Raw genomic sequence first — 22,270 nt, forward strand, 5'->3', positions numbered from 1 at the left:
CGCTAAAAAAGCGCGCTTCTGCCAAAAAGCCGTTGTAGCGTCCCCAAAGATTCGAGGGCCACAAAATGACTCATGCTCTTCAGGCGCTTTTAGAAGCTGCTAAGCGTGCTAAACCAACTGCCGCGCAGCGTGAGGAACAAAGGCGGAGCTTCGCTTACGGCAATACTCACTTTGAGAATAAACTTATCACGCGCGAAATGGTCGATAGGCAGGCCGAAAAGCTCGCGGCGGGGAAAACCCGTGAGCCAAAGTGAAGAGAAGCGAGATAGTAAGGCCCACGATCCTGAACTGATTTCGGATCCAATTCTTAAGGCAGAAGCTGAGGCCAGGAATGGCCTCAAGCAATATGATGCTGGTTTACAGGCTATCCAGACAGCTTTGGAGCGAGGGGTCTTTAGACTGAGGCCCTCGCTCATTCTCGGCCTTCACCGCGAGGCACTCGCCGGCCTAAGTCCCTTTGCGGGCAATTGGCGCCCAGCAAGCGTATCGATTCAAGGTAGCCAACATCATCCTCCCGACAACTTCTTGGTACCGGAATTAATTGAGGATATGTGCGACTATGTGAATGAGCACTGGGAAACCTCGACGCCCATTCACTTAGCCTCTTACATAATGTGGCGACTGAATTGGATCCATCCATTTGCGGACGGAAATGGCCGCACTTCTCGTATTCTCTCTTATGTCGTTCTTTCTATAAGATCAGGTAGTATCCTACCTGGAGTCCCAACTATTCCAGATCAAATTGTAGAAAATCGCAAATCCTATTTTGACGCCTTGGATGCGGCAGACGCCGCCTACCTGGCTGATAGAAGAATTGATGTCTCTCAAATGGAGAGTCTCTTAGGGTCAATGCTAGCAACACAACTAACGAATTTCTATCGTAGTGCCGGTGGAGATTTGCCGGCAGCTTTATAAGCCAGAACTGGAAATGTGCGGATGACCGACCTGCGGAACGGCAAGAGCGTTCAATCGTGACCGGCCGTTTTGCACTCACCCATTCGCCGCAGGACGTGCGGCACTGGTTCGGTTATGCCGAGGAGCCGGACTTTCCGCCGCGCTACAACATCGCGCCGAGCCAGCCGGTGGCAGTGGTGCACGCCGATTTCTCGGCGCGGCACTTCACCCTGATGCGCTGGGGCTTCATTCCTGCCTTCATCAAGGATACCGCCAGCTATCCCCTGATGATCAACATACGGTCCGAGACGGTGCAGGAGAAACCTTCCTTCCGCAACGCTTTCACGCGCCGGCGCTGTCTCCTCCCTGCCGACGGCTTCTACCAATGGCAGAACGCGGGCCGGACAAAGCAGCCATTCCTCCTGCGCCGGCCCGATCGCGGCCTGCTCGCCCTCGCTGCGATCTGGGAAACCTGGTCGGGCATGGATGGCAGCGAGATCGATACGGTTGGCATACTGACCACCGATGCAAACGGCACGCTGGCAGCGATCAGCGAGCGCAGCCCGGTGCTGATCGCGCGCAAGGCGGCGGCGCTTTGGCTCGATCCCCTCACCAAGCCGGAGGAGGCCGCGGAACTGCTGCGCCCACCGCCTGAGGATCTGCTTGAACTCCTGCGCATCGCCCCCCATGTCAACAGGGCCGAGAATGACGGACCGCATGTGCAGGACGAAGTTCCCTCCCGAAGCATCTGAAAGGCAAGGATAATCATGAAAGCCATTTCAGCCCTGACAGCCCTGCTCGTCGCCGTCGCCCTTGCCGGATGCTCGGCCGGCTTGAGCGTGGGGAGTGCTAGCTACAACGCCGATGATCGGCGTGAGACCTTGTGCACCCACAGTTATGGCGCCAGCGTCAACGCGCCGGATACGCAGCATAGCGGCGTGCATCGCCAGGGCGGCTGCGAAAGCCGAAATGTTCAGGACGACGACTGAAGGCCTTTAGGCCTGCCCGGCCTGCGACACTGCCGCACGCAGCAATTCGGCATTGCCGGCGGCCAGCTTGCCGTCCGGCAGGGCCGCGCCATCCTCCAGACCGATACGCCGGTCGAAGCCCCGCCTCAGCGCTTCGGCATGGATAGGCCACATCGTCTTGTCGGCGCCGTGCAGAAGGATCGGCAGGTCCAAGCCGGCATTCTCGATGACCGCGAGGATGTCGTGCGCCACATGGAGGCCCGCTTCGATATCCTGCTCATTGATCTCGACCAGGATACGCAGGCAGCGCTCCGCCGAAGGCAGCGCTACGAAGCGCAGTGCATCGGCGGCCGACCACAGCCCGGCTTCGATGCCAATGCCGCGGCGGATCATCAGCGCCATGATCTCCGGCGCATCCTCCTCGATGAGATTGATGGAGACATAGTCGGGCAGCACGCGCCACTCGCGTATTGGCGCCTGCCGCGCCCGGCCGCCAGGTGGGATGTCCCACAGGGTGGAGATGCCTACGGGAATGCCGGGTACGCTCTGGCGGATGGCCAGCAGGGCATTGCCGACATCAAGCGGCTCCAGGCTCTGCTCGCCGTCATGCCCACGCGGATGTACGTGGAGTTCCTCGGCACCGGCGTCGACCGCTGCCCGCGCATCCGTAGCCAGCTCGGCCGGCGAGCAGGCGATCGCCGGATGAAAGCCGCGGGGTCGGTTGCCATTGAGACATGCCTGCAACATGAGACCTCCCTCATGATTCGGACTTTACGTATCATAAGGAGATACGTTTCATTTGACACCGGGAGACGTATCGCCATATGATACGTGACTGGTAGAACAGCGGTCATGATCCGATCATTCAAGGGCAAGATTAGTCAGGCCATTGCGGCGGGAGAGCGGCCAAAAGGTTTCCCGCTGGATCTCATTCGCGGCGCCCAGCGCAAACTCTTCATGATCGAGCACGCGGTCGAGCTGCGGGATCTTCTGCAGCCGCCGGGCAATAGGCTCGAAGCCCTGAGGGGAGATCGGGCAGGACAACATTCGGTTAGAATAAATGACCAATTCCGCATTTGTTTCCACTGGTCCGATGGCGGTGCGGATGATGTGGAGATTACCGATTATCACTGAAGCACCGTCAGAAAGGGCACAAGATGCTGACGATCCGTCCACCCATCCATCCGGGCGAAATCCTGCGCGAGGAATTCCTCGTTCCCCTGAGACTCAAACCCTATTCGCTCGCCAGGGAATTGCACGTCCCGCGCACACGCATCGAGCGTCTGGCCGCCGAGAAGTCGCCCGTGACGCCTGACACGGCGCTCCGTCTCGCGAAGTTTTTCGACACGACACCTGAGTTCTGGATGAACATGCAGGCAGGTTTCGATCTGGCCACCGAACTTGCCGCCAAGAAGGACGACATCAGCTCGATCCGCAGCCTGAGAGCCGCCTGATCTACCCTACAGTACCTTGCCTGGGTTCATGATGCCTTTGGGATCGAGCGTTGCCTTGATCGCCCGCATCATCTCCATCTCCACCGGGTCCTTCACGCCCGGCAACAGGGCGCGCTTCGCCTGGCCGATGCCATGCTCGGCCGAGATCGAGCCGTGGAACTCGGCGACGATGGCGTGTACCACCTGGTTGGTGGCCTCCCATTTGTCGAGGAATGCCTTCTTGTCGCCACCGACGGGCTGCGAGATGTTGAAGTGGATGTTGCCGTCGCCGAGATGGCCGAAGGGCAGCGGGCGACAGCCAGGAATGAAGGCCTCAACCGCGGCGATCGCCTTCTCGAGGAAGGCAGGCACCAAGCGGATCGGAACGGAAACGTCGTGCTTGATCGAGCCGCCCTCGAATTTCTGCGTTTCCGACAATTGCTCGCGCAGGCGCCAGAAATCGGCGGCCTGCTCCAGCGACGAGGCGATCACCGCGTCCCCGGCATAGCCCTTCTCATAGGCCGCCATCAGCATGCCTTCGAGGGCGTCGCCTACGCCTTCCTCCGATTGGGTGGAAACTTCCAGCAGCACGTACCATGGATATTTCTCGGCAATGGGATCGCGGGCGTCCGATACGTGGCGCACCACGAAGTCGATGCCGAGGCGCGGCATCAGCTCGAAGGCGGTAACGGTGCCGCCGCCGTTTGCCCGCGCCTCGTGCAGGAGGTTGAGAGCATCCGCCGGGCTGTCGACCCCGATGAAGGCGGTGCCCACAGAGCGGGGCTTGGGGAAGATCTTCACCACAGCGGCGGTGACGATGCCGAGCGTGCCCTCCGCGCCGATGAACAGGTTCCTGAGATCGTAGCCGGTGTTGTCCTTGCGCAGGTGGCGCATACCGTGCCAGACACGCCCACCCGGCAGCACCACTTCGAGCCCGAGGATGAGATCGCGCGTATTGCCATAGGCGATCACGCCCGTGCCGCCCGCATTGGTGCCGATATTGCCGCCGATGGTGCAGCTGCCCTCCGAGGGCAGCGAGAGCGGAAAGAAGCGCCCCGCACCATCAGCCGCTTCCTGCACCCGTTGCAGCGTGACGCCGGCTTCGACGTCGAGCGTGTTGCTGTCGGGATCGACGGCCCTCACCCTGTCTAGCCGCCTCAGGGAGACCAGCAGTTCATTGCCGGTCGCATGCGGCACCTGCCCGCCGACCAGCCCGGTGTTGCCGCCCTGGGGTACGATCGGCGTGCCAGTCTCATCGGCGAGCTTCAGGATGGCGGAGACCTCCTCCACCGAACCAGGCAGCAGCACCAACGGCGTCTTGCCGTGATAGCGGTCGCGCCATTCCTTGAGAAAGGGCTGCTGGTCGTTGACGTCGGAGATGGCGTATTTGGCGCCGACGATCGCGGCAAAGCGGGACAGGAGGTCGGAGGAAATCTCAGCAGCCATGCTGACTTATCTCTATTTCTGAATGAATTGAAGGAATGGCTCGATTTCGCGGACAGTTGCCAGCAAACCATGCTGACGCAGCGTGTGAAGATAATCCTCCACGCTTCGCGGCGGATTCTTCAAGCACATTCTTACGGTGCTAACGCAATCGAGGAAAGTCGCTTGGTCGAGGTGGAATTGGTGCTGCAGGAATTCATCGGGATGCAGTGCTCCAATATGCCATGGACGCAATTGCTCCGCCGGAAAGTCCTTGAGGTTGCGCATTCATGAGAAACCTTGTCCGCTCCAGCTGATCACGAGAGAGATCAGGCCTATCGCGCAACAGGGCGTTGATCCATTCATCATGGACGGCATTGGACCACTTGGCGGAGAAGACATCCGCCACCGCCAATTCCATTAGCAAGTCCCGGATAACGGCCGGATAGAGTACGGATGCATCAAGGAAGGCCGTGAAACGAGCCACCTTTCAATATCCCATGCCGAGTTCCTGAGCCTGGGCGGCCAGCTCATCGAGAGCCTTGCGGCGATCACGATCGATGGTGGCCTTGAAGGCTAACACATCGTCGAAGCGGATCCGGCGATGCGTACCCACCAACCTGTAGGGCAACTTCTCATCTTTGAGCAATTGGACCACGTAGGGGCGCGAGACGTTCAGAAGCTCAGCGGCTTCCTGAGTCGTCAACTCCGCATTATGCGGAACGATTGTTATGGCGCGACCTGCTGCCATATCCTCCAGAATATCGAGGAGAAGTTGCACTGCTCCTGCAGGCAGCTCAATGACCGCGTCCCGTTCCGCATCCTTCACATTCAGGGTCAAGCGCCGCTTTGTACGCGCCAGGGGCGCCAGACGCTGCCCCGAAACACGAGCGAGTTCGGCATCTTCCCTGGAAGGAAGCACTTTCGTTGTTGAAGCGTGGCGCATGCGATATCCATTTGATTCCAATAATCTCCACTCTCAATAAACGAAATAAACGAATCTATCTACCGACTCGAGTATCAATCAGATAGCTGCCTCATCGCATCCGCTACGATTTCCTCCGGCGGCTGATCGATGGACACCGTGATCGGCTTCTCGTCCGAGCTTGGCGGCTCCAGGGTGGCGAACTGGCTGTCGAGCAGGCTCGGCGGCATGAAGTGGTCCTTGCGCGTGGCAAGGCGGGCAGCAATCAGTTCCTTGGTGCCTTCGAGATAGACGAAGCGCACGTCGTCGTGGCCGTCGCGCAGGGCATCGCGATAGGCGCGCTTGAGGGCCGAGCAGGCGACGATGCCATGCTGCCCCCTTGACCGGTGCTCGGCGATCCAGGCGGCGATGGCGGCGAGCCAGGGCCAGCGGTCCTCGTCGGTAAGCGGGATGCCGGCATGCATCTTGGCGACGTTGGCAGGCGAGTGGAAGGAATCGCCATCGCGGAAGGGCCAGCCGAACTGCGCGCCGAGGTCCTCTCCCACCGTGCTCTTGCCGCTTCCGGAGACACCCATGACGATGAGGGCGGTGGGATGTAAGGACGACTCGGCCATGGCATTTCATCCACAAGTGAGGGGAGCACTCCCTTGGTAAGGGAGAGGTCCAGAGGGATGCAAGGGCCGTCCTGGTGTGCCGGTCTTCAGACCGGCATTCTTTTGCATTCTGCACGGTCGAGGGCATGCCGGTCTGAAGACCGGCACACCATTAGCGCGCGAACACGCCCACCAGTTCGACATGCGCCGAATGGCGGAACTGGTCGACCGGCGTGACCTTCACCAGCTTGTAGCCGCCGGCGATCAGGATGGCGGCATCGCGAGCAAAGGTCGTCGGGTTGCAGGACACGCCGACGATGCGCTTGAGCCTGGAGGCAGCGAGGCGCTTGCTTTGCGCCTCCGCCCCCGCCCGCGGCGGATCGAACAGCACGGCGTCGAAGGGCATCAGTTCGTCCGCCAACAGGGGGCGGTGGAAGAGATCGCGGGCGGTGGCGGTGATCGGCTTCAGGCCCTGGGCGCGCTTTGCCGCCTTGTCGAGCGCCGCGATGGCCGGCTTGTCGGAATCGAAACCCTGGACATGGCAGGTTGCGGCGAGTGCCAGGCCAAAGGTGCCGCAACCTGCGAAAAGATCGGCGACGCGCTTGGCGCCGGCCAGCCCCTCCTGCACCAGGGCGGTCAGTGCCTTGTCGGCCTCCGCCGTCGCCTGCAGGAAGGCGCCGGGCGGCGGGGAGACCTCGACGTTGCCGAAACGCACCACCGGCGCTCGGCGCTCGATCACCACATCGCCATGGTTGGAGAGGCGGGCGAGATCGTAGCGGGCGGCCAGCTCCGCCAGCTTGAGCCGCATCTTGTCGTCGATGCGGCCGGCCCCGCGGATGTCGCAGTCGAGGCCGGTGAGGGTTGCGGTCAGCACGATGTCGAGAGGCTTGCCGAGGCCGCGCATCTGCTTCTCGAAAGCCCGCGCCGCTTCCAGGCCCTGGTTGAGCTCGGGCACCAAGATGGGGCAGGCGTCGAGCTCGATCAATTCGTGCGAACGTGCCTCGGCAAACCCCACCTTGCCCTTGCGCGCATGCAAAGTGGCTCGCCGCCGCCCCCTGCCATGGGCATCGACCAGGGGCTCGACCGGCACGTTGATGCCGGACTGGCCGAGTGCCTCCACCACAAGGCCCCGTTTCCAGGCTTGATAGGCTGGTTCGCTGAGATGCTGGATGGCGCAGCCCCCGCAGTGGGTGAAATGCGGGCAGAAGGGCTCGATGCGATCGGGGCTCGGCTTGTGCAGCGCGACGAGGCGGCCACGTTCGCCCTGCACCTCTGCCTCGATACGCTCGCCAGGCAGGGTATAGGGCACGAAGACCGGTCCCTCGGCAACGCCATCGCCGCGATGGCCGAGCCGCTCGATGGTGAGCTGAACCAATGTGTCAGTTTGATGAATCACTCTCTCAACTTCTTGAAGCAACGTTGCAGCGACCTGAACCCTTCCGTGAAGAGTTCTCAGTCAATTCTCAGCTCGACGCCGTAACCCGTTCGGCAGCCAGCAGAAATTCCCGGTTGCCGTCACCGCCCTCTATAGGCGAAGGCACGATGCCGCGCACCGACCAGCCGAGATCGGAGACGAACGAGGCGATGCGGTCGCGCACCTCGGCATGCACCGTCTCGTCCTTCACCACGCCGCCCTTGCCGACGCGCTCGCGGCCCGCTTCGAATTGTGGCTTGATCAGCACGGCGAGATCGGCGCGGGGGCCAGCCAGGGCGAGCGCCGCCGGCAATACCAGAACCAGCGAGATGAAGCTGACATCGGCGACCACAAGGTCGATGGCGTCGGGCACCAGGCTGCGATCGAGCTGGCGGGCGTCGAGCCCTTCCAGCGAAATCAGCCGCTTGTCCCCGCGCAGGCTCGGATGGAGCTGGCCGTGGCCGACATCGACAGCATAGACCTTGGCCGCCTTGCGCCGCAGCAGCACGTCGCTGAAGCCCCCCGTCGAGGCACCCACGTCGAGCGCCACCCGCCCCTCGACGGAAATGGCGAAGGCATCCAGGACATGCGCGAGCTTCACTCCGCCACGCGAGACGAAGGGAAAGGCCGCCTGAGCCTGAATGGCGACGTCCTCTTCCAGCGTCTCCGAGGCCTTGCGTACCGGCTTGCCGCCTGCGTTGACGAGGCCGGCGGCTATCGCCGCCTGTGCCTTGGCGCGGCTGTCGAAATGCCCACGCTCCACGAGCAGCAGGTCGGCGCGCTTGCGCATCATGCGCGCTTTGCGCCCGATACCGTATCGCGACCGAGCGCGGAGAGCGCCTTGGCAACGATGCCCGCGGCATCGAGGCCGGCACGGGCATAGAGGGTTTCGGGCTTATCCTGTTCGAAGAAGACGTCGGGCAGCACCAGCGAGCGGAACTTCAGGCCGCGGTCGAAGACGCCGGCATCGGCCAGCAGCTGGGCCACGAAGCTGCCGAAGCCGCCCACCGAGCCCTCCTCCACCGTCAGCAGTACCTCATGTTCCCGCGCAAGCCGCAACACCAGTTCCTCGTCGAGGGGCTTGGCGAAGCGGGCATCCGCCACCGTCGCCGAGAGCCCCAGCGCCGCCAGGTCCTCTGCCGCCTTGAGGCATTCGGCCAGGCGCGTGCCGAAGGACAGCAGCGCGATGTTGGCGCCCTCGCGCAGCACCCGGCCCTTGCCGATCGGCAGGGGCACGCCGACTTCCGGCATCTCGACGCCCACACCCTCGCCGCGCGGGTAGCGGAAGGCGATGGGGCTGGTGTCATGAGCCACGGCGGTCGCCACCATATGCACAAGCTCGGCTTCGTCGGCTGCCGCCATCACCACCATGTTGGGCAGGCAGCCGAGATAGGCCACATCGAAGGCCCCGGCATGGGTGGCGCCATCGGCCCCGACTAGGCCGGCGCGGTCGATCGGAAAGCGCACCGGCAGGTTCTGGATCGCGACATCGTGCACCACCTGGTCATAGCCGCGCTGCAGGAAAGTCGAATAGATGGCGCAGAAGGGCTTGTAGCCCTCGCTGGCCAGGCCCGCGGCAAAGGTCACCGCATGCTGCTCGGCAATGCCGACATCGAACAGGCGCCGGGGGAAGGCCTGCTGGAAGAGATCAAGACCGGTGCCCGAGGGCATGGCGGCGGTGATCGCCACCACCTTCTCGTCCTTCTCGGCCTCCTTGATCAGGCTCTCGGCGAAAACGCGGGTATAGGCCGGCGCATTGGCCTTGGCCTTCACCTGCGCCCCGGTGATCACGTCGAACTTGACCACGCCGTGATATTTGTCGGCCGACGCTTCGGCCGGGCCGTAGCCCTTGCCCTTCTGGGTGACGACATGTACCAGCACCGGGCCATCGGCCTGGTCGCGGACATTCTTCAGCACCGGCAGCAGATGATCGAGATTATGGCCGTCGATCGGGCCGATATAGTAGAAGCCGAGTTCCTCGAACAGCGTACCGCCGGTCCAGAAGGCGCGTGCATATTCCTCGGTGCGGCGGGCCTTGTCGTAGAAGAACCTCGGCAGGCGCTTCGCCAGCATCTTGCCGAAATCGCGCAGGTTCTTGTAGGTCTCGCCGGAGACCAGGCGGGCGAGATAGGCCGACATCGCTCCCACCGGCGGGGCAATCGACATATCGTTGTCGTTGAGGATGACGATCAGGCGCGAGCCGAGTGCGCCCGCATTGTTCATCGCCTCATAGGCCATGCCGGCCGACATCGCGCCATCGCCGATCACGCAGATGACATTGTTGGCCCTTCCGCCCAGATCGCGGGCCGCCGCCATGCCCAGGCCGGCCGAGATCGAGGTGGAGGAATGGGCGGCGCCGAAGGGGTCGTAGGCGCTCTCGCTGCGCTTGGTGAAGCCCGACAGGCCCCCTGGCTGGCGCAGGGTGCGGATGCGCTCGCGCCGTCCGGTCAGGATCTTGTGCGGATAGGCCTGGTGGCCGACATCCCAGATCAGCCGGTCCTGCGGCGTGTCGAACACGGCATGGAGGGCGACGGTCAACTCGACCACGCCGAGACCGGCGCCCAGATGCCCGCCCGTCACCGAAACGGCGCTAATCGTCTCCTGCCGCAGTTCGTCCGCCACCTGCTGGAGCTTGTCCTCCGGGACAAGACGCAGATCCGCGGGCGTATGAATGGTATCGAGCAGGGGTGTAGAAGGAATGTGTGCCAAGGTGTTCACCAAAAAAGCCGTGGAAGCCGAGCGAAATCAGGCTTCGGGCAGAGGTTCGAGGCCGGCTGGCTTGCCTTCGGCGTCCAGACGGATCTTGTCGACCTTGGCTTCAGCCACCTTCAGCAGCCGGTCGCAATGGGCTTTCAACTGCTCGCCCCTGCCGAACAGCGTGATCGATTCTTCCAGCGGCACATTGCCGCCTTCGAGGCTACGCACGATCTGCTCAAGTTCGGCGAGTGCTTTTTCGAAGCTGAGCGTTGCAATATCGGACGGCTTTTCGGCCATAACCAACCTGTCACATGAACTATTTTTCCCTCTATAGCCCCTTCTGCCACATTAGATAAAGAAAAAGCCGTGCAGGCTCGATCGTCGTGCCGTGCATAGGAGCCTTGCCGCCCCCGAGTTGCGGCGCACGACCAGTTCCGGCAAAAGCCCCCAATGGACCTGCAGACCTTCCTGGCGCTCTCCGCTGCTTCCTTCGCCGCCGTCGTCATCGGCCAAATGGTGATCACCGAGAGCCACCGTGTTCCCGGCACCGGACGCATGTTCGTGCTGCTGAGCCTGGTGATCCTCGTCGCAGTCGCCGGCTATTGGCTCCTACCTGAAGTCTACGGCTATTTGACCGTCCTGGCGCTGGCTCTGGTCTATGCTCCCGGCCTTCTGATGCTGAAGGCGCAGCGTGAGACGATAGCGGGCCGGAGCATCTCCGCTGCGCGGCTGTCCAGCCTTGCCGTGCTGCTCCAACCCGATCGCGCCACCCGCTACACGGCGGCGCTTTTCTCGGCCGTCGCCCTTCCGACCCCGCACGAACGTGTCGAGGCCCTGGCTGCGATGAGATCCACGGTGGCTGGCCCCGAGTCGCTCATGCTCGAGCTCCAGATCCTGAGGCAGCAGGGCGACTGGCCCGGAATGGTCGATTTCCTGCGCAGCCACAGCATGCCTCTCGTCGGCGACGCCGTCCTCTTCCCGATCAGGGCGCTGGGCGAAACCGGGCAGCTCGATGCACTGGTGCAAACATATGCGGCCCATCGCACCACGCTGGGGCGGTCGCGGGTCCCACTGATGATCATGCTCGCCTTCTGCGGCAAGGTAGATGCCGTTGCTGCGCTCCTGCCGACCCTCAGCATCCTTCCGCCGGTGGTGAAGGCCTTCTGGCATGCGACCGCGCTGCAGGCAGCCGGGCGCTTCGACGAGGCACGCCACCTTCTGGAGACGTTCGATCCGGCAGCACTGACCGACATCCAGCGGGAAATGATCGCCGGGCGCCTGACACGTCCTGTGGTCGAGGCTGCCCCTCTGCTGTCCCCCGCCGTGGCGCAGCAGTTGGACATGATGGCGATGCGCGCCGGCCGCGACGCTCCCCTCAGGCAAGCAGACTGGCGGCACACGCCGCTCACCTATCTCCTGATTCTTGCCAACTGCATGATGTTCGGCGTCGAGGTCTTCTCCGGCGACAGCCAGGACACCCAGACCCTGTACAATCTGGGGGCACTGTGGCCCCCCGATGTCATCCACGGCCATCAATGGTGGCGGCTCGTCAGCGCCATGTTCCTGCATGCCGGGCCGGAGCATCTGATCAGCAACATGTTCGCGCTCTGGGTTCTCGGCCGCTTCGTCGAGATCGGCCTGGGAACCTGGCGCATGGCAGTGGTTTATGGCGTGGGCGGCCTCATCTCCATGGCCGGTGTGGTCGGCCTGACTGCGGCCGGCCTCACCGAGCCGAATCTACTCGTCGGCGCCTCGGGCGCGATCTTCGCCCTGCTTGGCGCCATCGCCCTGCAGCGCCTGACTGATTTCCTTGCCACCCGCACGGTGGCAGACCGGCGCAACCTGAGCATGGTAGGGCTGGTGCTGGTGCTGCAGGCCGGCATCGATCTCGCCCTGCCGCAGATCAGCTTCACCGCTCATCTGATCGGATTGCTGGCGGGCATCGCGCTGGGGTGGGTGTTGAAGCGGCGGTGACCTTGGGGGCGCGGACGTCTCGTCCGCTCTTGGAAGCGAGGCATTCCAGGACAGAGGAAGAGCGGACGAGACGTCCGCGCTCCCAGGTCACGCCGTCCAGAACTTCACCGGCTCGCCGCGCGAATGCTCGTCGAGCGAGCCTTCCCACATCACCCTCGCCCCGCGCACGATGGTGCCCACGGGCCAGCCTGTGACCGTCATCCCCTCATAGGGCGTCCAGCCGCATTTTGAGGCGATCCATTGGTTGAGGATGGTCTCCCGGCGCTTCATGTCGACGATGGTAAGATCAGCGTCATAGCCTACGGCGATGCGGCCCTTGCCCGCGATGCCGAAGATGCGGTTCGGGCCATGGCTGGAGAGATCGACGAACCGCTCCAGGCTTAGCCGGCCCTTGTTCACATGGTCGAGCATCAGGGGCACCAGGGTCTGCACGCCGGCCATGCCCGACGGCGAATCGGGATAGGGCTTGGCCTTTTCCTCCAGCGTGTGCGGCGCATGGTCGGAGCCGAGCACGTCGACAATGCCCTGCTGCACGCCGTGCCAGACGCCGTTGCGGGCGTGGGCGTCGCGCACCGGCGGGTTCATCTGTACCAGCGTGCCGAGCTTCTCATAGGCTTCGGGGCCGGCGAGCGTCAGGTGATGCGGCGTCGCCTCGCAGGTCACCAGGCGCTTGTGCTCGGCCAGGAAGGGGATCTCTTCGGCCGTCGAGATGTGCAGGACATGGATGGGCGCTCCCGTTTCCTCGGCGATGCCGACGAGCCGGCGCGTGCAGTTGAGCGCGGCCTCGACATCGCGCCAGACCGGATGGGAGGAGGCATCTCCGGGCACGCGCAGGCCCCGCCGTTCGCGCAAGCGATACTCGTCCTCCGAATGGAAGGCGGCGCGGCGGCGGGTGTGCCGGAGGATCTCGCGCACGCCCTCGTCGTCCTCCACAAGCAGCGAGCCGGTGGACGAGCCCATGAAGACTTTGATGCCGGCCGCTGCCGGCAGGCGCTCGAGCTCGCCGACATGCCGAGCGTTCTCGCGCGTGCCGCCCACCCAGAAGGCGAAATCGCAATGCATGCGATGCTGCCCGCGCTTGACCTTGTCGGCCAGCGTCTCGGGCGAGATGGTGAGCGGATCGGTGTTCGGCATCTCGAAAACCGCGGTGACGCCGCCCATCACCGCGGCACGCGAGCCTGATTCGAGGTCTTCCTTGTGGGTCGGCCCCGGTTCGCGGAAATGCACCTGGCTGTCGATCACGCCGGGCAGGATGGTGAGGCCGGTACAGTCGACGACCTCTCCGGCGCTGGCCCGAGAGAGATCGCCCAGCGCCGTGATGTGCCCATCTTTGACGCCCACATCGCCCTGGTGCCGGCCATCATGGTTGACGATTTCGCCATGCCTGAAGATGCGGTCGAAGGTCTGCGTCACGATCGGCTCCTGAAAACAACCGCCCCCTTCTCCCCCAGAGCGCCTTGGGTTTCAATCGCCAATTGGCCGCCCCTTCACGGCGCGCACGGAGATTGCCATATAGGGGGAGCCCAAGAGGACCGCCAGCGATGATCCATTTGCCCGACCGTGCCGTGCTCCGCCTCAGCGGCGAGGATGCGCGCTCCTGGCTCGCCAACCTCGTCACCTGCGACATTGCCGGTCTCAAACCGGGCGGGGGACGCTGGGGCGCGCTGCTGACGCCGCAAGGCAAGATCCTGTTCGATTTCCTGGCCACCACGGACGAGGACGGCCGTCTCTATCTCGATACGGACCGCACCAGGGCGGGTGATTTCGCCAAGCGGCTGAATTTCTACAGGCTGCGTGCCAAGGTTGCCGTGGAGGACCTGTCGGAAGGCTGGAGCGTGCATGCGGCGCTCCCTCCGGGGATCGCCCCCGAAGCCGGAGCCATTGCTTTTGCCGATCCTCGTCACCCCGGTCTTGGCCAGCGGATCCTGCTGCCGGAAGCTGGGGTTGTGGATGAAGCCGCCATGGCCGCCTATCACGCCCGCCGCATCAGCCTCGGCATTCCCGAAGGCGGCAAGGATTTCGCCTTCGGCGATACTTTCCCGCATGAGGCGCTGATGGATATGCTCGATGGCGTCGATTTCAAGAAGGGCTGCTATGTCGGCCAGGAGGTCGTCAGCCGCATGCAGCATCGCGGCACCGCCCGCACCCGCATCGTGCCGGTGACGGCCACGTCTTCCCTGCCCGCCACAGGCGCCGAGATCCGCATCGGTGACAAGCCCGCCGGTACGCTTGGCTCCTCCGCCGGCTCGCACGGCCTCGCCCTGCTGCGGCTCGACCGGGTGGAGGAAGGCGCCGACAAGGGCAAAGTCCTGGCCACCGGCGAGATCGGGCTTGCGGTGGTCAAGCCGGATTGGTGGCGCGCGGGCGCTCTCGACCACAAGGTCAGCGCCTGAGGAAGACGGACGCAAACGCCACGATCCCGGCGGTCCCGCTCACAAGCAAGGCTTATAGGGACACACGACCCCGCCGAACCGGAGATTTGGTTGTGGGAGTGACGCCCTATCCACCCGGCAAAGCCATGTGAGACCGGCGTCCCATTTGCGCTCGGTGGACAAGCCGAGCATATTCACGCCTCTCCCGTTCATGGCGACGGGCGGACGTTGCGACATGAGGCGGGGGAAGCAGCCATGGACCAGGCGCCGGCGATCGATCCGAACATCTTCACTCATGTCCGCACCGTCATCAGCATCATCGTCGGCCTCAGCATCGGCCGCCTGCTCACCGGCCTCGCCCGCTTCGTCCAGCATCCGCGCCAGCAGAAGATCTACCCGGTCCATCTCGTCTGGACCTTCTTCATGCTTGTTTATGTGATCCATTTCTGGTGGTGGGAATTCCGGCTCGCCACCGTGCAATGGACCTTCGTGCTCTATTGTTTCGCGGCCTTCTATGCGAGCGTGTTCTTCTTCCTGTGCACGATGCTCTTCCCGGATACCATGTACGAGTACAAGGGTTTTTCGGACTACTTCATGTCCCGCCGGGCCTGGTTCTTCGGCATCCTGATCGGCACCTTCCTGCTCGACATTATCGACACCTTCATCAAGGGCCCGGCCTATGTACAGTCGCTCGGGCCCGAATATTGGGTGCGGATGGTGTTCTATGTGATTGCCAGCATCCTGGCGATCCTGATTCAGAACCAGCGTTTCCAGCTCGCCTACGCCGCGGTGGCGCTGGTCTACGAGATCGCCTGGGCGCTCAGCCTCTACGATACGCTCGTATAGGCCGGCGCGATCGCCACCTCGGCGAGGATTTCATAGGAGCGCAGGCTCTTTCGAAAATCGTAGATCATGCTGGTGGCGATGACCTCGTCGGCGCCGGTTCGCGCAATGAACTCGTCGAGCCCTGCCTTCACGGTCCGGGGCGAGCCGACCACGGAGGAGAAGCGGCTCTGGCGCAGCACGGCCTGGCCGACGGCATCGAGCGTCTCTTCGTAATTCTCCACCGGCGGCGGGATCTGACCGGGCCTGCCGGTGCGCAGGTTGACGAAAGACTGCAGCCGCGTGCTCTGCAGGAATTTCGCCTCCTCGTCCGTCTCGGCCGCCACGACATTGAGCCCAAGCATCACATAGGGCTTGTCGAGATGTTCGGAGGGCTCGAAGCGGCGGCGATAGATCTCGACGGCGCCTTCGAGGTCCGCGGCGGCGAAATGCGAAGCGAAACCGAAGGGCAGGCCCAGCATGGCGGCAAGCTGGGCGCCGAACAGGCTCGACCCCAGGATCCAGATCGGCACATCGAGGCCGGCCCCCGGCACGGCCTGCACGCGCTGCTCGGGCTCGGCGGGGCGGAAATAGCTCATCAGCTCGACGACATCGCGCGGGAAAGCGTCGATATCGGCATTGAGATTGCGCCGGAGCGCATGGGCTGTGATCTGGTCTGTGCCCGGCGCGCGGCCGACGCCGAGATCGATGCGGCCAGGATAAAGCGCGGCCAGCGTGCCGAAGGCTTCCGCCACCATCAAGGGCGCATGGTTGGGCAGCATGACGCCGCCCGAACCGAGGCGGATGGTCTTCGTACCCTCGGCGACGTGGGCCAGCGCCACCGCCGTCGCCGCGCTGGCGATGCCCGGCATGTTGTGATGCTCGGCCATCCAGAAACGCCTGTAGCCGAGCTTCTCGGCATGACGGGCCAGTTCGCGCGAGTTGTTGAGGGCCTGGCCGGGCGTGCTGCCGACCGAGACGGGCGAAAGATCGAGAAGCGAAATCGGGGTCATGAAAAACTGCGGAATGAAATGAGGAAGGTCAGGCTGATATAGGGGCTGGGAGCGGAGTGGCAATGGTGCCGCGGTGCGCCGGACTTCAGACCGGCATGGAACCGCAGAAGCTGTCATAAGGGAAAACAAGTGCTTCCAGCGCGACGCTTCCGCGCCTTTCCCGCTCTCTGAACATCGGCTTGCCGATTCATTGATTTTTTAACGCTTCCCAATCATCAGACTCTCTCGCCTCCACCGCCTTCTCACCGCCATGCGCAAGCGCTCGCGTTCCCACGCCCTGTCCGGCTGGGTTGATGAGGAGACCGGGCGATGGCGGCTGCGGGGCAGCCGTGAAAGCATAATCATGGAAGATGCAGGCCGCACTGTCGGTGCAGGCCACCATCGCCCCGTTCCGGCAGCCCCACACGCTGACAAGGCGCGCAAGCCACCCGTTTTTCCGCCTTCTGAGGGGCGGAGGCGAGCCTGGAGCGAATGGCACGGACCATCCGAACCCGGCCCAGCCGGCTCGGCAAAGGGGCTGAGCGACGTCCGTCCTGGCCGGACGGTGGCAGCAGCCGTCTTCACCGCATCGGCGGGAGGAGGGACGAAGGCGTTGCCGGGTTCAAGCCCTTCACGCTCCGTCCGGGGATCACAGGGCACTTCCATGGCGTGCCGATCCCGTCTGTCCCGCTCGTCACCCCTGGAGGCCGGCTTCGAAGGAAGCAGGACCGCCGCTTGAGCCTATCGCCTGGATAGGCTCTCAGGGTGGATGGAGGGGTTCGGGGCCGGGTTGTACACACGCCGGCCGCTGACGCCTTATTCCGTTACGGAATAGAGCATGGGAGCAAACGAAAGTCAATATTCGTTCTATTTTATCCCCACGCCGCAGGAGGAGGATGCCAGGCAGGGTGGTGTCGATTGACCCGCTCGCGCCCCCTTCCCGAGTCATCGTCCACGTGGCAAAGAGAGGCGATGGAACGAACAGCCATCCTTCACGACGACGGCAAGTGGCGTTGCCCCTGGCCGGGCACCGATCCCTTCTATGTCGCCTATCACGACCAGGAATGGGGGGTGCCCGAATATGACGGCCGCGCGCTCTACGAGAAGCTGATCCTCGACGGTTTCCAGGCTGGCCTGTCCTGGATCACCATCCTGCGCAAACGCGAACGCTTCCGCGAGGTCTTCGACGGTTTCGAGCCCGGCAGGATCGTGCATTACGGTCCCGAGAAGGTCGCGGCGCTGATGGCCGACCCCGGTATCATCCGCAACAAGGCCAAGGTCGAGGGCACCATCATTGGCGCCAGGCTGTGGCTCGAGATCGAGGAGAAGCAGGGCTTCTCGCGGTATCTGTGGAACTTCCTGGATGGCAAGCCGATACAGAACACGCCTCGGGCGATCGGCGATGTGCCGGCCGAAACGCCGCTCTCCCAGACGATTTCCAAGGATCTGAAGGCCCGCGGCTTCAAATTCGTCGGCCCCACCATCGTCTACGCCTTCATGCAGGCGGTGGGCATGGCGAACGACCATCTCGTCGACTGTTTCCGTCACGCCGAATGTGCCGAGCTCGGGCGCAAGGGACATCCGGGCTGACCATGGCGCGCGACAAGGTTACAACCAAGCACAGGGCCTGGCAGCGCATGCTGTCGGGACGTCGGCTCGATTTGCTCGATCCCTCCCCGCTCGACGTCGAGATCGAAGACATTGCCCACGGCCTTGCCCGCGTCGCGCGCTGGAACGGCCAGACCAGCGGCAACGCCATCTTCTCGGTGGCGCAGCACAGCGTGCTGGTGCTCGACGTGCTCGATGCCATGGAGCCGGAGCTGCCCGAGGCCACACGGCTGATGGTATTGCTCCACGACGCGCCCGAATATGTGATCGGCGACATGATCTCGCCCTTCAAGGCGGTTATTGGCGAGAGTTACAAGGGAGTGGAGGCACGCCTGCTTGGCGCCATCCATCTGCGCTTCGGCCTGCCGGCGGTGACGCCTGCGGCGATCAAGACGCTCACCAAGAAGGCCGACAAGGTCGCGGCCTTCCTGGAGGCGACGCAGCTCGCCGGCTTCGGCATCGAGGAATCCTGCCGCATCTTCGGCGATCCACGCCCGCTGCCGAGGCCGATGGATGCGGTCAGGCTGGTGCCCTTGCCCGCCTCCGAGGCCCAACAGATTTTTCTTGATCGATTTGTCCAGATTTTTCGGTAAGCTAAAGCAAAAATGCATTCAGGCGGGAGCGGATCTGCATATCAACTCGTTGGTATCAAAAGAATTTTTCGATTCTTGGTGATGCGATCTGAAGGTAAAGCGCTCTCATGCAAATCAACGTCTGTTCGCTCTCCCTGCTCGACGCCACTGTGATGGCCACCGGCGCCCGACAGATCCTGACATTGCTCAATGTCGGCACCAAGGTGATCAGGCCTGCCACGGTCGAGGAGAAGATGCATCTCTTCCTCGGCATGAATGACATCATCGAGATGGCTGATGGACAGATCCTGCCGGGCGAAGACCACCTCTCGCAATTGCTGCGCTTCGTCAACGCCTGGGACCAGGAGACGCCGCTGGTGGTGCATTGCTATGCCGGCGTCAGCCGCTCCACGGCCGCTGCCTTCACCACGGCCTGCGCCCTCAATCCCCATCTCGACGAAATGGAACTGGCCCAGACCATCCGTCGGCTCTCGCCGACAGCGACGCCGAACAAGCGCATCGTGGCCCTCGCCGATGCCCGGCTCAAGCGCGACGGCCGCATGATCGCCGCCATCGATTCGATCGGCCGCGGCGAGGATTGCTTCGAGGGCGTGCCGTTTGCACTGACGCTATGACGGAGTGGCGGTCTCCGACCGCCTTTTCCCTCATCCAGTGGCTGCTCTGCCTCAAGATTGGCGGTCGGAGACCGCCATTCCTTTTCCAAACAGCAGGCGTTGATAGACCAGCCCGATGCCGATCAGCGCCACGCCGAGCCCAATGAACGAGAGCGCTCGCCAGATGCCTTCGAGTTCAGATAGGTCGAACAGGAAGGCCTTGATCACCGCCAGCATGATGACGATGGCCGAGGCGAGACGGATCGGCATCGCCTTTGCCCATATGCCGACTGCAAGCAGGGCGATGCCATAAAGCAGCCAGGCAATGGTGTAGCCCCAGTTTTCCGGCGATGACTGGGCCTCAATCCCCGGCACGCCGCCGGTGAAGATCTTGCGCACCTCCAGCGTGACATAGATGAAGCCGAGCACGAAAGCGGTGACGCCGCACAGCGTGCGGAAGATCGCCTTGTCAATATTGGGACCAACGCCCTGCCCGTACCAGCGCCAGGCGAGAGCCGCGCCTACAGCAGCGAGGCCTGGCAGCACATAGCCGGGCAGCAACGCGTTGAAGAGAATGCCTCCGGCGACAGGCATGTCGCTCACCTGCGGATTGGCCGTTATCAGCGGCCCGACCAGGGTCGCGCAAAGCCCTGCAATGGTGACGACAGGCGCCGCCAGACGGTAAACAGGGCTGCTTGTCGAGGCGGAGCGATAGACCAGCACCCCGGCCACCAGGAAGGCAAGCACACAGTAGAGGCCGGCCTCCGCCAGGCTCATTTCGGGATGCAGGGCCCCTTCCGGGCCGCGCACGCCGAGGCGGATCGCAAGAACCGCCGCAGTGGCCGCGAGGAGGATGGCACCGAAGTCGAGGATGACCGCGGGGGTATCAACACGGCTTCGCCGCAGCCACACGCCGCCGCCATAGATCACCACCGCCGGAATGGCATAGCGCAGCGCGATGTCCTGCCAGCCGGGAAAGCCATCGAGGGCCCCGCCCGCCAGCATCCAGGCGCCGCCGAGGCGGCCAAGGACGAGCAGCACGAAGCCGGCAGCGCACCAGCGCAGGGCCGGCAGCGGCCGCAGCGTCGACACCCAGGCGGCGCCGAGCGCTGACAGGGCGAAAGCAAGCGTAAGCGGCGAATCCGCAATCAGGAATGTCAGCGTCAGCGCCACTGCGCTACAGCTTGCGATGGCATGCAAAGACGAGCCTGCGCCCGGCATCGCCACACCGGGGCCCGCGGGCGCGGTCCGCCCTTCGAGCCGCAGGAAGCGCTCGGTGGTGAAAGCGAACAGCAGCGCGAGCCCCGCCGCCACGGCGCCAAAGGGCAGGCTTTCCCGGAAGCTTTCGATGCGTAGATAGGCGGTCGCCAGGGCGAAAATCGGTGCCCCCGCGCCGGCCAGTGCCAGGGCGAAAGCCGGCTGCAGCGCCCGCGGCTGGCGCGTCAGGCTCAGTGTCGTCGCCGTGAACAAGGCCGCGGCAGGAATGATCGCCATTTCCAGATAGGCCTGCAGCGCATCCGGCATCAGGAAGGGCAGATAGAGATGTCCGGGAACCAGCATCACCGGCTCGGCGGCAAGCTGGCTGTCGATCGGCCAGATCCACAGGCAGGCGACGGCAGCAATGCCGGCGATCACGGCGGCGGGAGCCATCGCGTCAAAGGCAAGAGCGCTGGCAAGCGCCACCGCCACCACGATCAGCAGCGTCGCCAGCGAGGCCTGGGAGAAAAAATCGCCATTGGCAAAGGCCAGTGCCAGTACCGCAAGTCCGGCCAGCGCTCCCGCGCCCACCCAATCGAAGCTCTGATAGGCCCTGCCGCGATGGGGTTCATAGATCAGGACGGCGCCGATCAGGAGCGCCAGCACCAGGGTGAAGGCGACCACCGGGCTCGGATCTTCCCCCATCATGTTGATCAGTAGGGCGCCGTAGAGCAGCGCCGCCACGGTGGCCGTCACCGCCAGCCAGCGCCAGAGACGGGCGCGCGACAGCACGAAGGCGGCGGCCGTTACCACCAGCACGAAAAGCGCCAGGGCCCACGGGCTCGGCTGGCTGGTGGAGACCAGCAAAGGCGTGCCATAGGCGCCGACAAGGCCGAGACCGGCGAGCCCTGGTCCGTGGAGGGCTGCCGCATACATGGTACCGACGCCGACTGCCCCGAGCAGGATGAAAGCCTGGGCCGGGCTGAGGAAACCATACACCGCATAGGCCGCATAAATAGTGGCGAACAGTGCCACCGTGCCGGCCGCCGTGACCACGCCGGGAATATAAGCGGCTCCGCTCCCGGCGGGACCGACAGGGCGGCGGCGCAGATATTCGCCCCCAGCGATGAGAGCGAGCGCAAAGAGGAGACCTGCGACGATACGGGCGGCCGGGCCGATCAGGTCCTCCTCGACGGCGTAGCGCACCAGGAATGCTCCGCCGAGCGCCAGCGCCACGCCGCCGACCCAGACCGCCCAGCGCGTGCCGAGACGCTCCTCGAGGCTGATCGACGTGCGTGCAGGCGCAGCTTGCCGGGCGGCGATCGGAGGCGACAGAGCGGGAATGTCGTCTTCCTCCCCCTCCATTGTGTGCCTTGGCGGCACGACGGGCGGAACTGGGGTGACGGGTTGCGATTCCGGTGTCGGGGTCGCCTTCGGCGTGTCCGGCGGCGGAACGGTTGCTGCTGGAACCGGGATCGGCGGCTCGAGCAGCGTGTCCGCGGTTGAGGGCTTCTCTGTCGCCTGCACCGCCCAATGCTGGGACCGCAACTGCTCGACTTGATCTTCCAATTGCCGAACACGCCGCTTCAGCCCGAGCGCCATGACGAAGCTCGCGATCGCCAGCAGCGGGAGGGCGAGCGCCACGAGAACAACCAGCAGGATCAGCATATCATCGTCGGACATAATTCTGCTTATGCCGGAATCGAGGGCTTTTGTATGCTGCTGGTTACACAACCTGTGGATGCGGACAGATCAACCTGCCATCACACCGGA

24 protein-coding genes are annotated in these 22,270 nt (G+C 63.8%); 12 read left to right on the forward strand and 12 right to left on the reverse strand.

The features are described from left to right. The first annotated feature begins 65 nt into the window (after nt 1-65). From ACMDCR_RS22660 to ACMDCR_RS22675, 4 genes are read left to right on the forward strand one after another with little or no spacing between them, the layout of a single operon-like run. Nucleotides 66-254 carry a hypothetical protein gene (locus ACMDCR_RS22660; RefSeq protein ID WP_413988794.1) on the forward strand — a complete coding sequence of 63 codons (189 nt, stop codon included), beginning with the start codon at nt 66-68 and terminating at the stop codon, nt 252-254. Beyond that, the gene (locus tag ACMDCR_RS22665) at nt 241-915 is read left to right on the forward strand and encodes a Fic family protein (RefSeq protein ID WP_413988795.1); all 675 of its coding nucleotides are present in this window, start codon (nt 241-243) and stop codon (nt 913-915) included. The genes ACMDCR_RS22660 and ACMDCR_RS22665 overlap by 14 nt, the downstream gene beginning before the upstream one ends. Nucleotides 916-971: 56 nt before the next feature. Further along, a complete protein-coding gene (locus ACMDCR_RS22670; protein WP_413988796.1) occupies nt 972-1,646 on the forward strand; it encodes an SOS response-associated peptidase in 675 nt (224 codons plus the stop codon). A gap of 15 nt (nt 1,647-1,661) precedes the next feature. Next, entirely contained in the window at nt 1,662-1,883 is a 222-nt protein-coding gene (locus ACMDCR_RS22675) for a hypothetical protein (protein WP_413988797.1), read from the forward strand. A gap of 6 nt (nt 1,884-1,889) precedes the next feature. Here ACMDCR_RS22675 and ACMDCR_RS22680 read toward each other — a convergent pair whose 3' ends face one another. Then, a complete protein-coding gene (locus ACMDCR_RS22680) occupies nt 1,890-2,609 on the reverse strand; it encodes a 3-keto-5-aminohexanoate cleavage protein (protein WP_413988798.1) in 720 nt (239 codons plus the stop codon). A gap of 105 nt (nt 2,610-2,714) precedes the next feature. Here ACMDCR_RS22680 and ACMDCR_RS22685 point away from each other — a divergent pair, with 105 nt between their 5' ends. Together ACMDCR_RS22685 and ACMDCR_RS22690 are read left to right on the forward strand one after the other, a co-directional pair. Beyond that, the gene (locus ACMDCR_RS22685; protein ID WP_413988799.1) at nt 2,715-2,996 is read left to right on the forward strand and encodes a type II toxin-antitoxin system RelE/ParE family toxin; all 282 of its coding nucleotides are present in this window, start codon (nt 2,715-2,717) and stop codon (nt 2,994-2,996) included. A gap of 23 nt (nt 2,997-3,019) precedes the next feature. Further along, nucleotides 3,020-3,316, forward strand: a complete 297-nt coding sequence (locus ACMDCR_RS22690) for a HigA family addiction module antitoxin (RefSeq protein ID WP_413988800.1) — start codon at nt 3,020-3,022, stop codon at nt 3,314-3,316. A gap of 6 nt (nt 3,317-3,322) precedes the next feature. Here the strand turns inward: ACMDCR_RS22690 and ACMDCR_RS22695 are convergent, their stop codons facing one another. The 8 genes from ACMDCR_RS22695 to ACMDCR_RS22730 form a co-directional block, all read right to left on the reverse strand. After that, a complete protein-coding gene (locus ACMDCR_RS22695; protein WP_413988801.1) occupies nt 3,323-4,741 on the reverse strand; it encodes an FAD-binding oxidoreductase in 1,419 nt (472 codons plus the stop codon). A 12-nt stretch (nt 4,742-4,753) separates the two neighbouring features. Next, the gene (locus ACMDCR_RS22700) at nt 4,754-5,005 is read right to left on the reverse strand and encodes a hypothetical protein (RefSeq protein ID WP_413988802.1); all 252 of its coding nucleotides are present in this window, start codon (nt 5,003-5,005) and stop codon (nt 4,754-4,756) included. A gap of 202 nt (nt 5,006-5,207) precedes the next feature. Then, nucleotides 5,208-5,663, reverse strand: a complete 456-nt coding sequence (locus tag ACMDCR_RS22705) for a helix-turn-helix domain-containing protein (protein ID WP_413988803.1) — start codon at nt 5,661-5,663, stop codon at nt 5,208-5,210. A gap of 74 nt (nt 5,664-5,737) precedes the next feature. Continuing rightward, nucleotides 5,738-6,256 carry a gluconokinase gene (locus ACMDCR_RS22710; RefSeq protein WP_413988804.1) on the reverse strand — a complete coding sequence of 173 codons (519 nt, stop codon included), beginning with the start codon at nt 6,254-6,256 and terminating at the stop codon, nt 5,738-5,740. 151 nt (nt 6,257-6,407) lie between these two features. Then, nucleotides 6,408-7,631 carry a class I SAM-dependent RNA methyltransferase gene (locus ACMDCR_RS22715; RefSeq protein WP_413988805.1) on the reverse strand — a complete coding sequence of 408 codons (1,224 nt, stop codon included), beginning with the start codon at nt 7,629-7,631 and terminating at the stop codon, nt 6,408-6,410. A 67-nt stretch (nt 7,632-7,698) separates the two neighbouring features. Beyond that, entirely contained in the window at nt 7,699-8,442 is a 744-nt protein-coding gene (locus ACMDCR_RS22720; RefSeq protein ID WP_413988806.1) for a TlyA family RNA methyltransferase, read from the reverse strand. Continuing rightward, entirely contained in the window at nt 8,439-10,358 is a 1,920-nt protein-coding gene (dxs, locus tag ACMDCR_RS22725) for a 1-deoxy-D-xylulose-5-phosphate synthase (protein ID WP_413988807.1), read from the reverse strand. The genes ACMDCR_RS22720 and dxs overlap by 4 nt, the downstream gene beginning before the upstream one ends. Before the next feature lie 36 nt (nt 10,359-10,394). Beyond that, nucleotides 10,395-10,643: an exodeoxyribonuclease VII small subunit gene (locus ACMDCR_RS22730; protein WP_284316347.1), complete on the reverse strand. Its 249-nt coding sequence runs from the start codon at nt 10,641-10,643 to the stop codon at nt 10,395-10,397. Between the two features lie 153 nt (nt 10,644-10,796). On the opposite strand from ACMDCR_RS22730, the gene ACMDCR_RS22735 reads away from it, so the two are divergent. Next, nucleotides 10,797-12,320 (forward strand): rhomboid family intramembrane serine protease, encoded by a 1,524-nt coding sequence (locus tag ACMDCR_RS22735; protein WP_413988808.1) that lies wholly within the window; start codon nt 10,797-10,799, stop codon nt 12,318-12,320. Nucleotides 12,321-12,407: 87 nt separating this feature from the next. Here ACMDCR_RS22735 and ACMDCR_RS22740 read toward each other — a convergent pair whose 3' ends face one another. After that, nucleotides 12,408-13,733, reverse strand: a complete 1,326-nt coding sequence (locus ACMDCR_RS22740; protein ID WP_413988809.1) for a dihydroorotase — start codon at nt 13,731-13,733, stop codon at nt 12,408-12,410. A gap of 128 nt (nt 13,734-13,861) precedes the next feature. On the opposite strand from ACMDCR_RS22740, the gene ACMDCR_RS22745 reads away from it, so the two are divergent. Both ACMDCR_RS22745 and ACMDCR_RS22750 read left to right on the forward strand, forming a co-directional pair. Next, a complete protein-coding gene (locus ACMDCR_RS22745; RefSeq protein WP_413988810.1) occupies nt 13,862-14,713 on the forward strand; it encodes a YgfZ/GcvT domain-containing protein in 852 nt (283 codons plus the stop codon). Between the two features lie 234 nt (nt 14,714-14,947). Continuing rightward, entirely contained in the window at nt 14,948-15,538 is a 591-nt protein-coding gene (locus ACMDCR_RS22750) for a hypothetical protein (RefSeq protein ID WP_413988811.1), read from the forward strand. Here the strand turns inward: ACMDCR_RS22750 and ACMDCR_RS22755 are convergent. Further along, nucleotides 15,520-16,527: an LLM class flavin-dependent oxidoreductase gene (locus ACMDCR_RS22755; RefSeq protein WP_413988812.1), complete on the reverse strand. Its 1,008-nt coding sequence runs from the start codon at nt 16,525-16,527 to the stop codon at nt 15,520-15,522. The two genes, ACMDCR_RS22750 and ACMDCR_RS22755, sit on opposite strands and share 19 nt — an antisense overlap. A gap of 951 nt (nt 16,528-17,478) precedes the next feature. Here ACMDCR_RS22755 and ACMDCR_RS22760 point away from each other — a divergent pair. From ACMDCR_RS22760 to ACMDCR_RS22770, 3 genes are all read left to right on the forward strand, one after another. Beyond that, nucleotides 17,479-18,096: a DNA-3-methyladenine glycosylase I gene (locus tag ACMDCR_RS22760; protein WP_413988813.1), complete on the forward strand. Its 618-nt coding sequence runs from the start codon at nt 17,479-17,481 to the stop codon at nt 18,094-18,096. 2 nt (nt 18,097-18,098) lie between these two features. Next, nucleotides 18,099-18,707: a hydrolase gene (locus ACMDCR_RS22765; RefSeq protein WP_413988814.1), complete on the forward strand. Its 609-nt coding sequence runs from the start codon at nt 18,099-18,101 to the stop codon at nt 18,705-18,707. 107 nt (nt 18,708-18,814) lie between these two features. Then, nucleotides 18,815-19,321, forward strand: coding sequence for a tyrosine phosphatase family protein (locus ACMDCR_RS22770; RefSeq protein WP_413988815.1), 507 nt, complete (start codon nt 18,815-18,817; stop codon nt 19,319-19,321). 51 nt (nt 19,322-19,372) lie between these two features. On the opposite strand, the gene ACMDCR_RS22775 is transcribed toward ACMDCR_RS22770, so the two are convergent. Next, nucleotides 19,373-22,180, reverse strand: a complete 2,808-nt coding sequence (locus tag ACMDCR_RS22775; RefSeq protein WP_413988816.1) for a DUF2339 domain-containing protein — start codon at nt 22,178-22,180, stop codon at nt 19,373-19,375. Nucleotides 22,181-22,270: the final 90 nt, after the last annotated feature.

Origin of the sequence: Labrys okinawensis (genome assembly GCF_047345005.1) — a bacterium.
Lineage (GTDB): Bacteria > Pseudomonadota > Alphaproteobacteria > Rhizobiales > Labraceae > Labrys > Labrys okinawensis.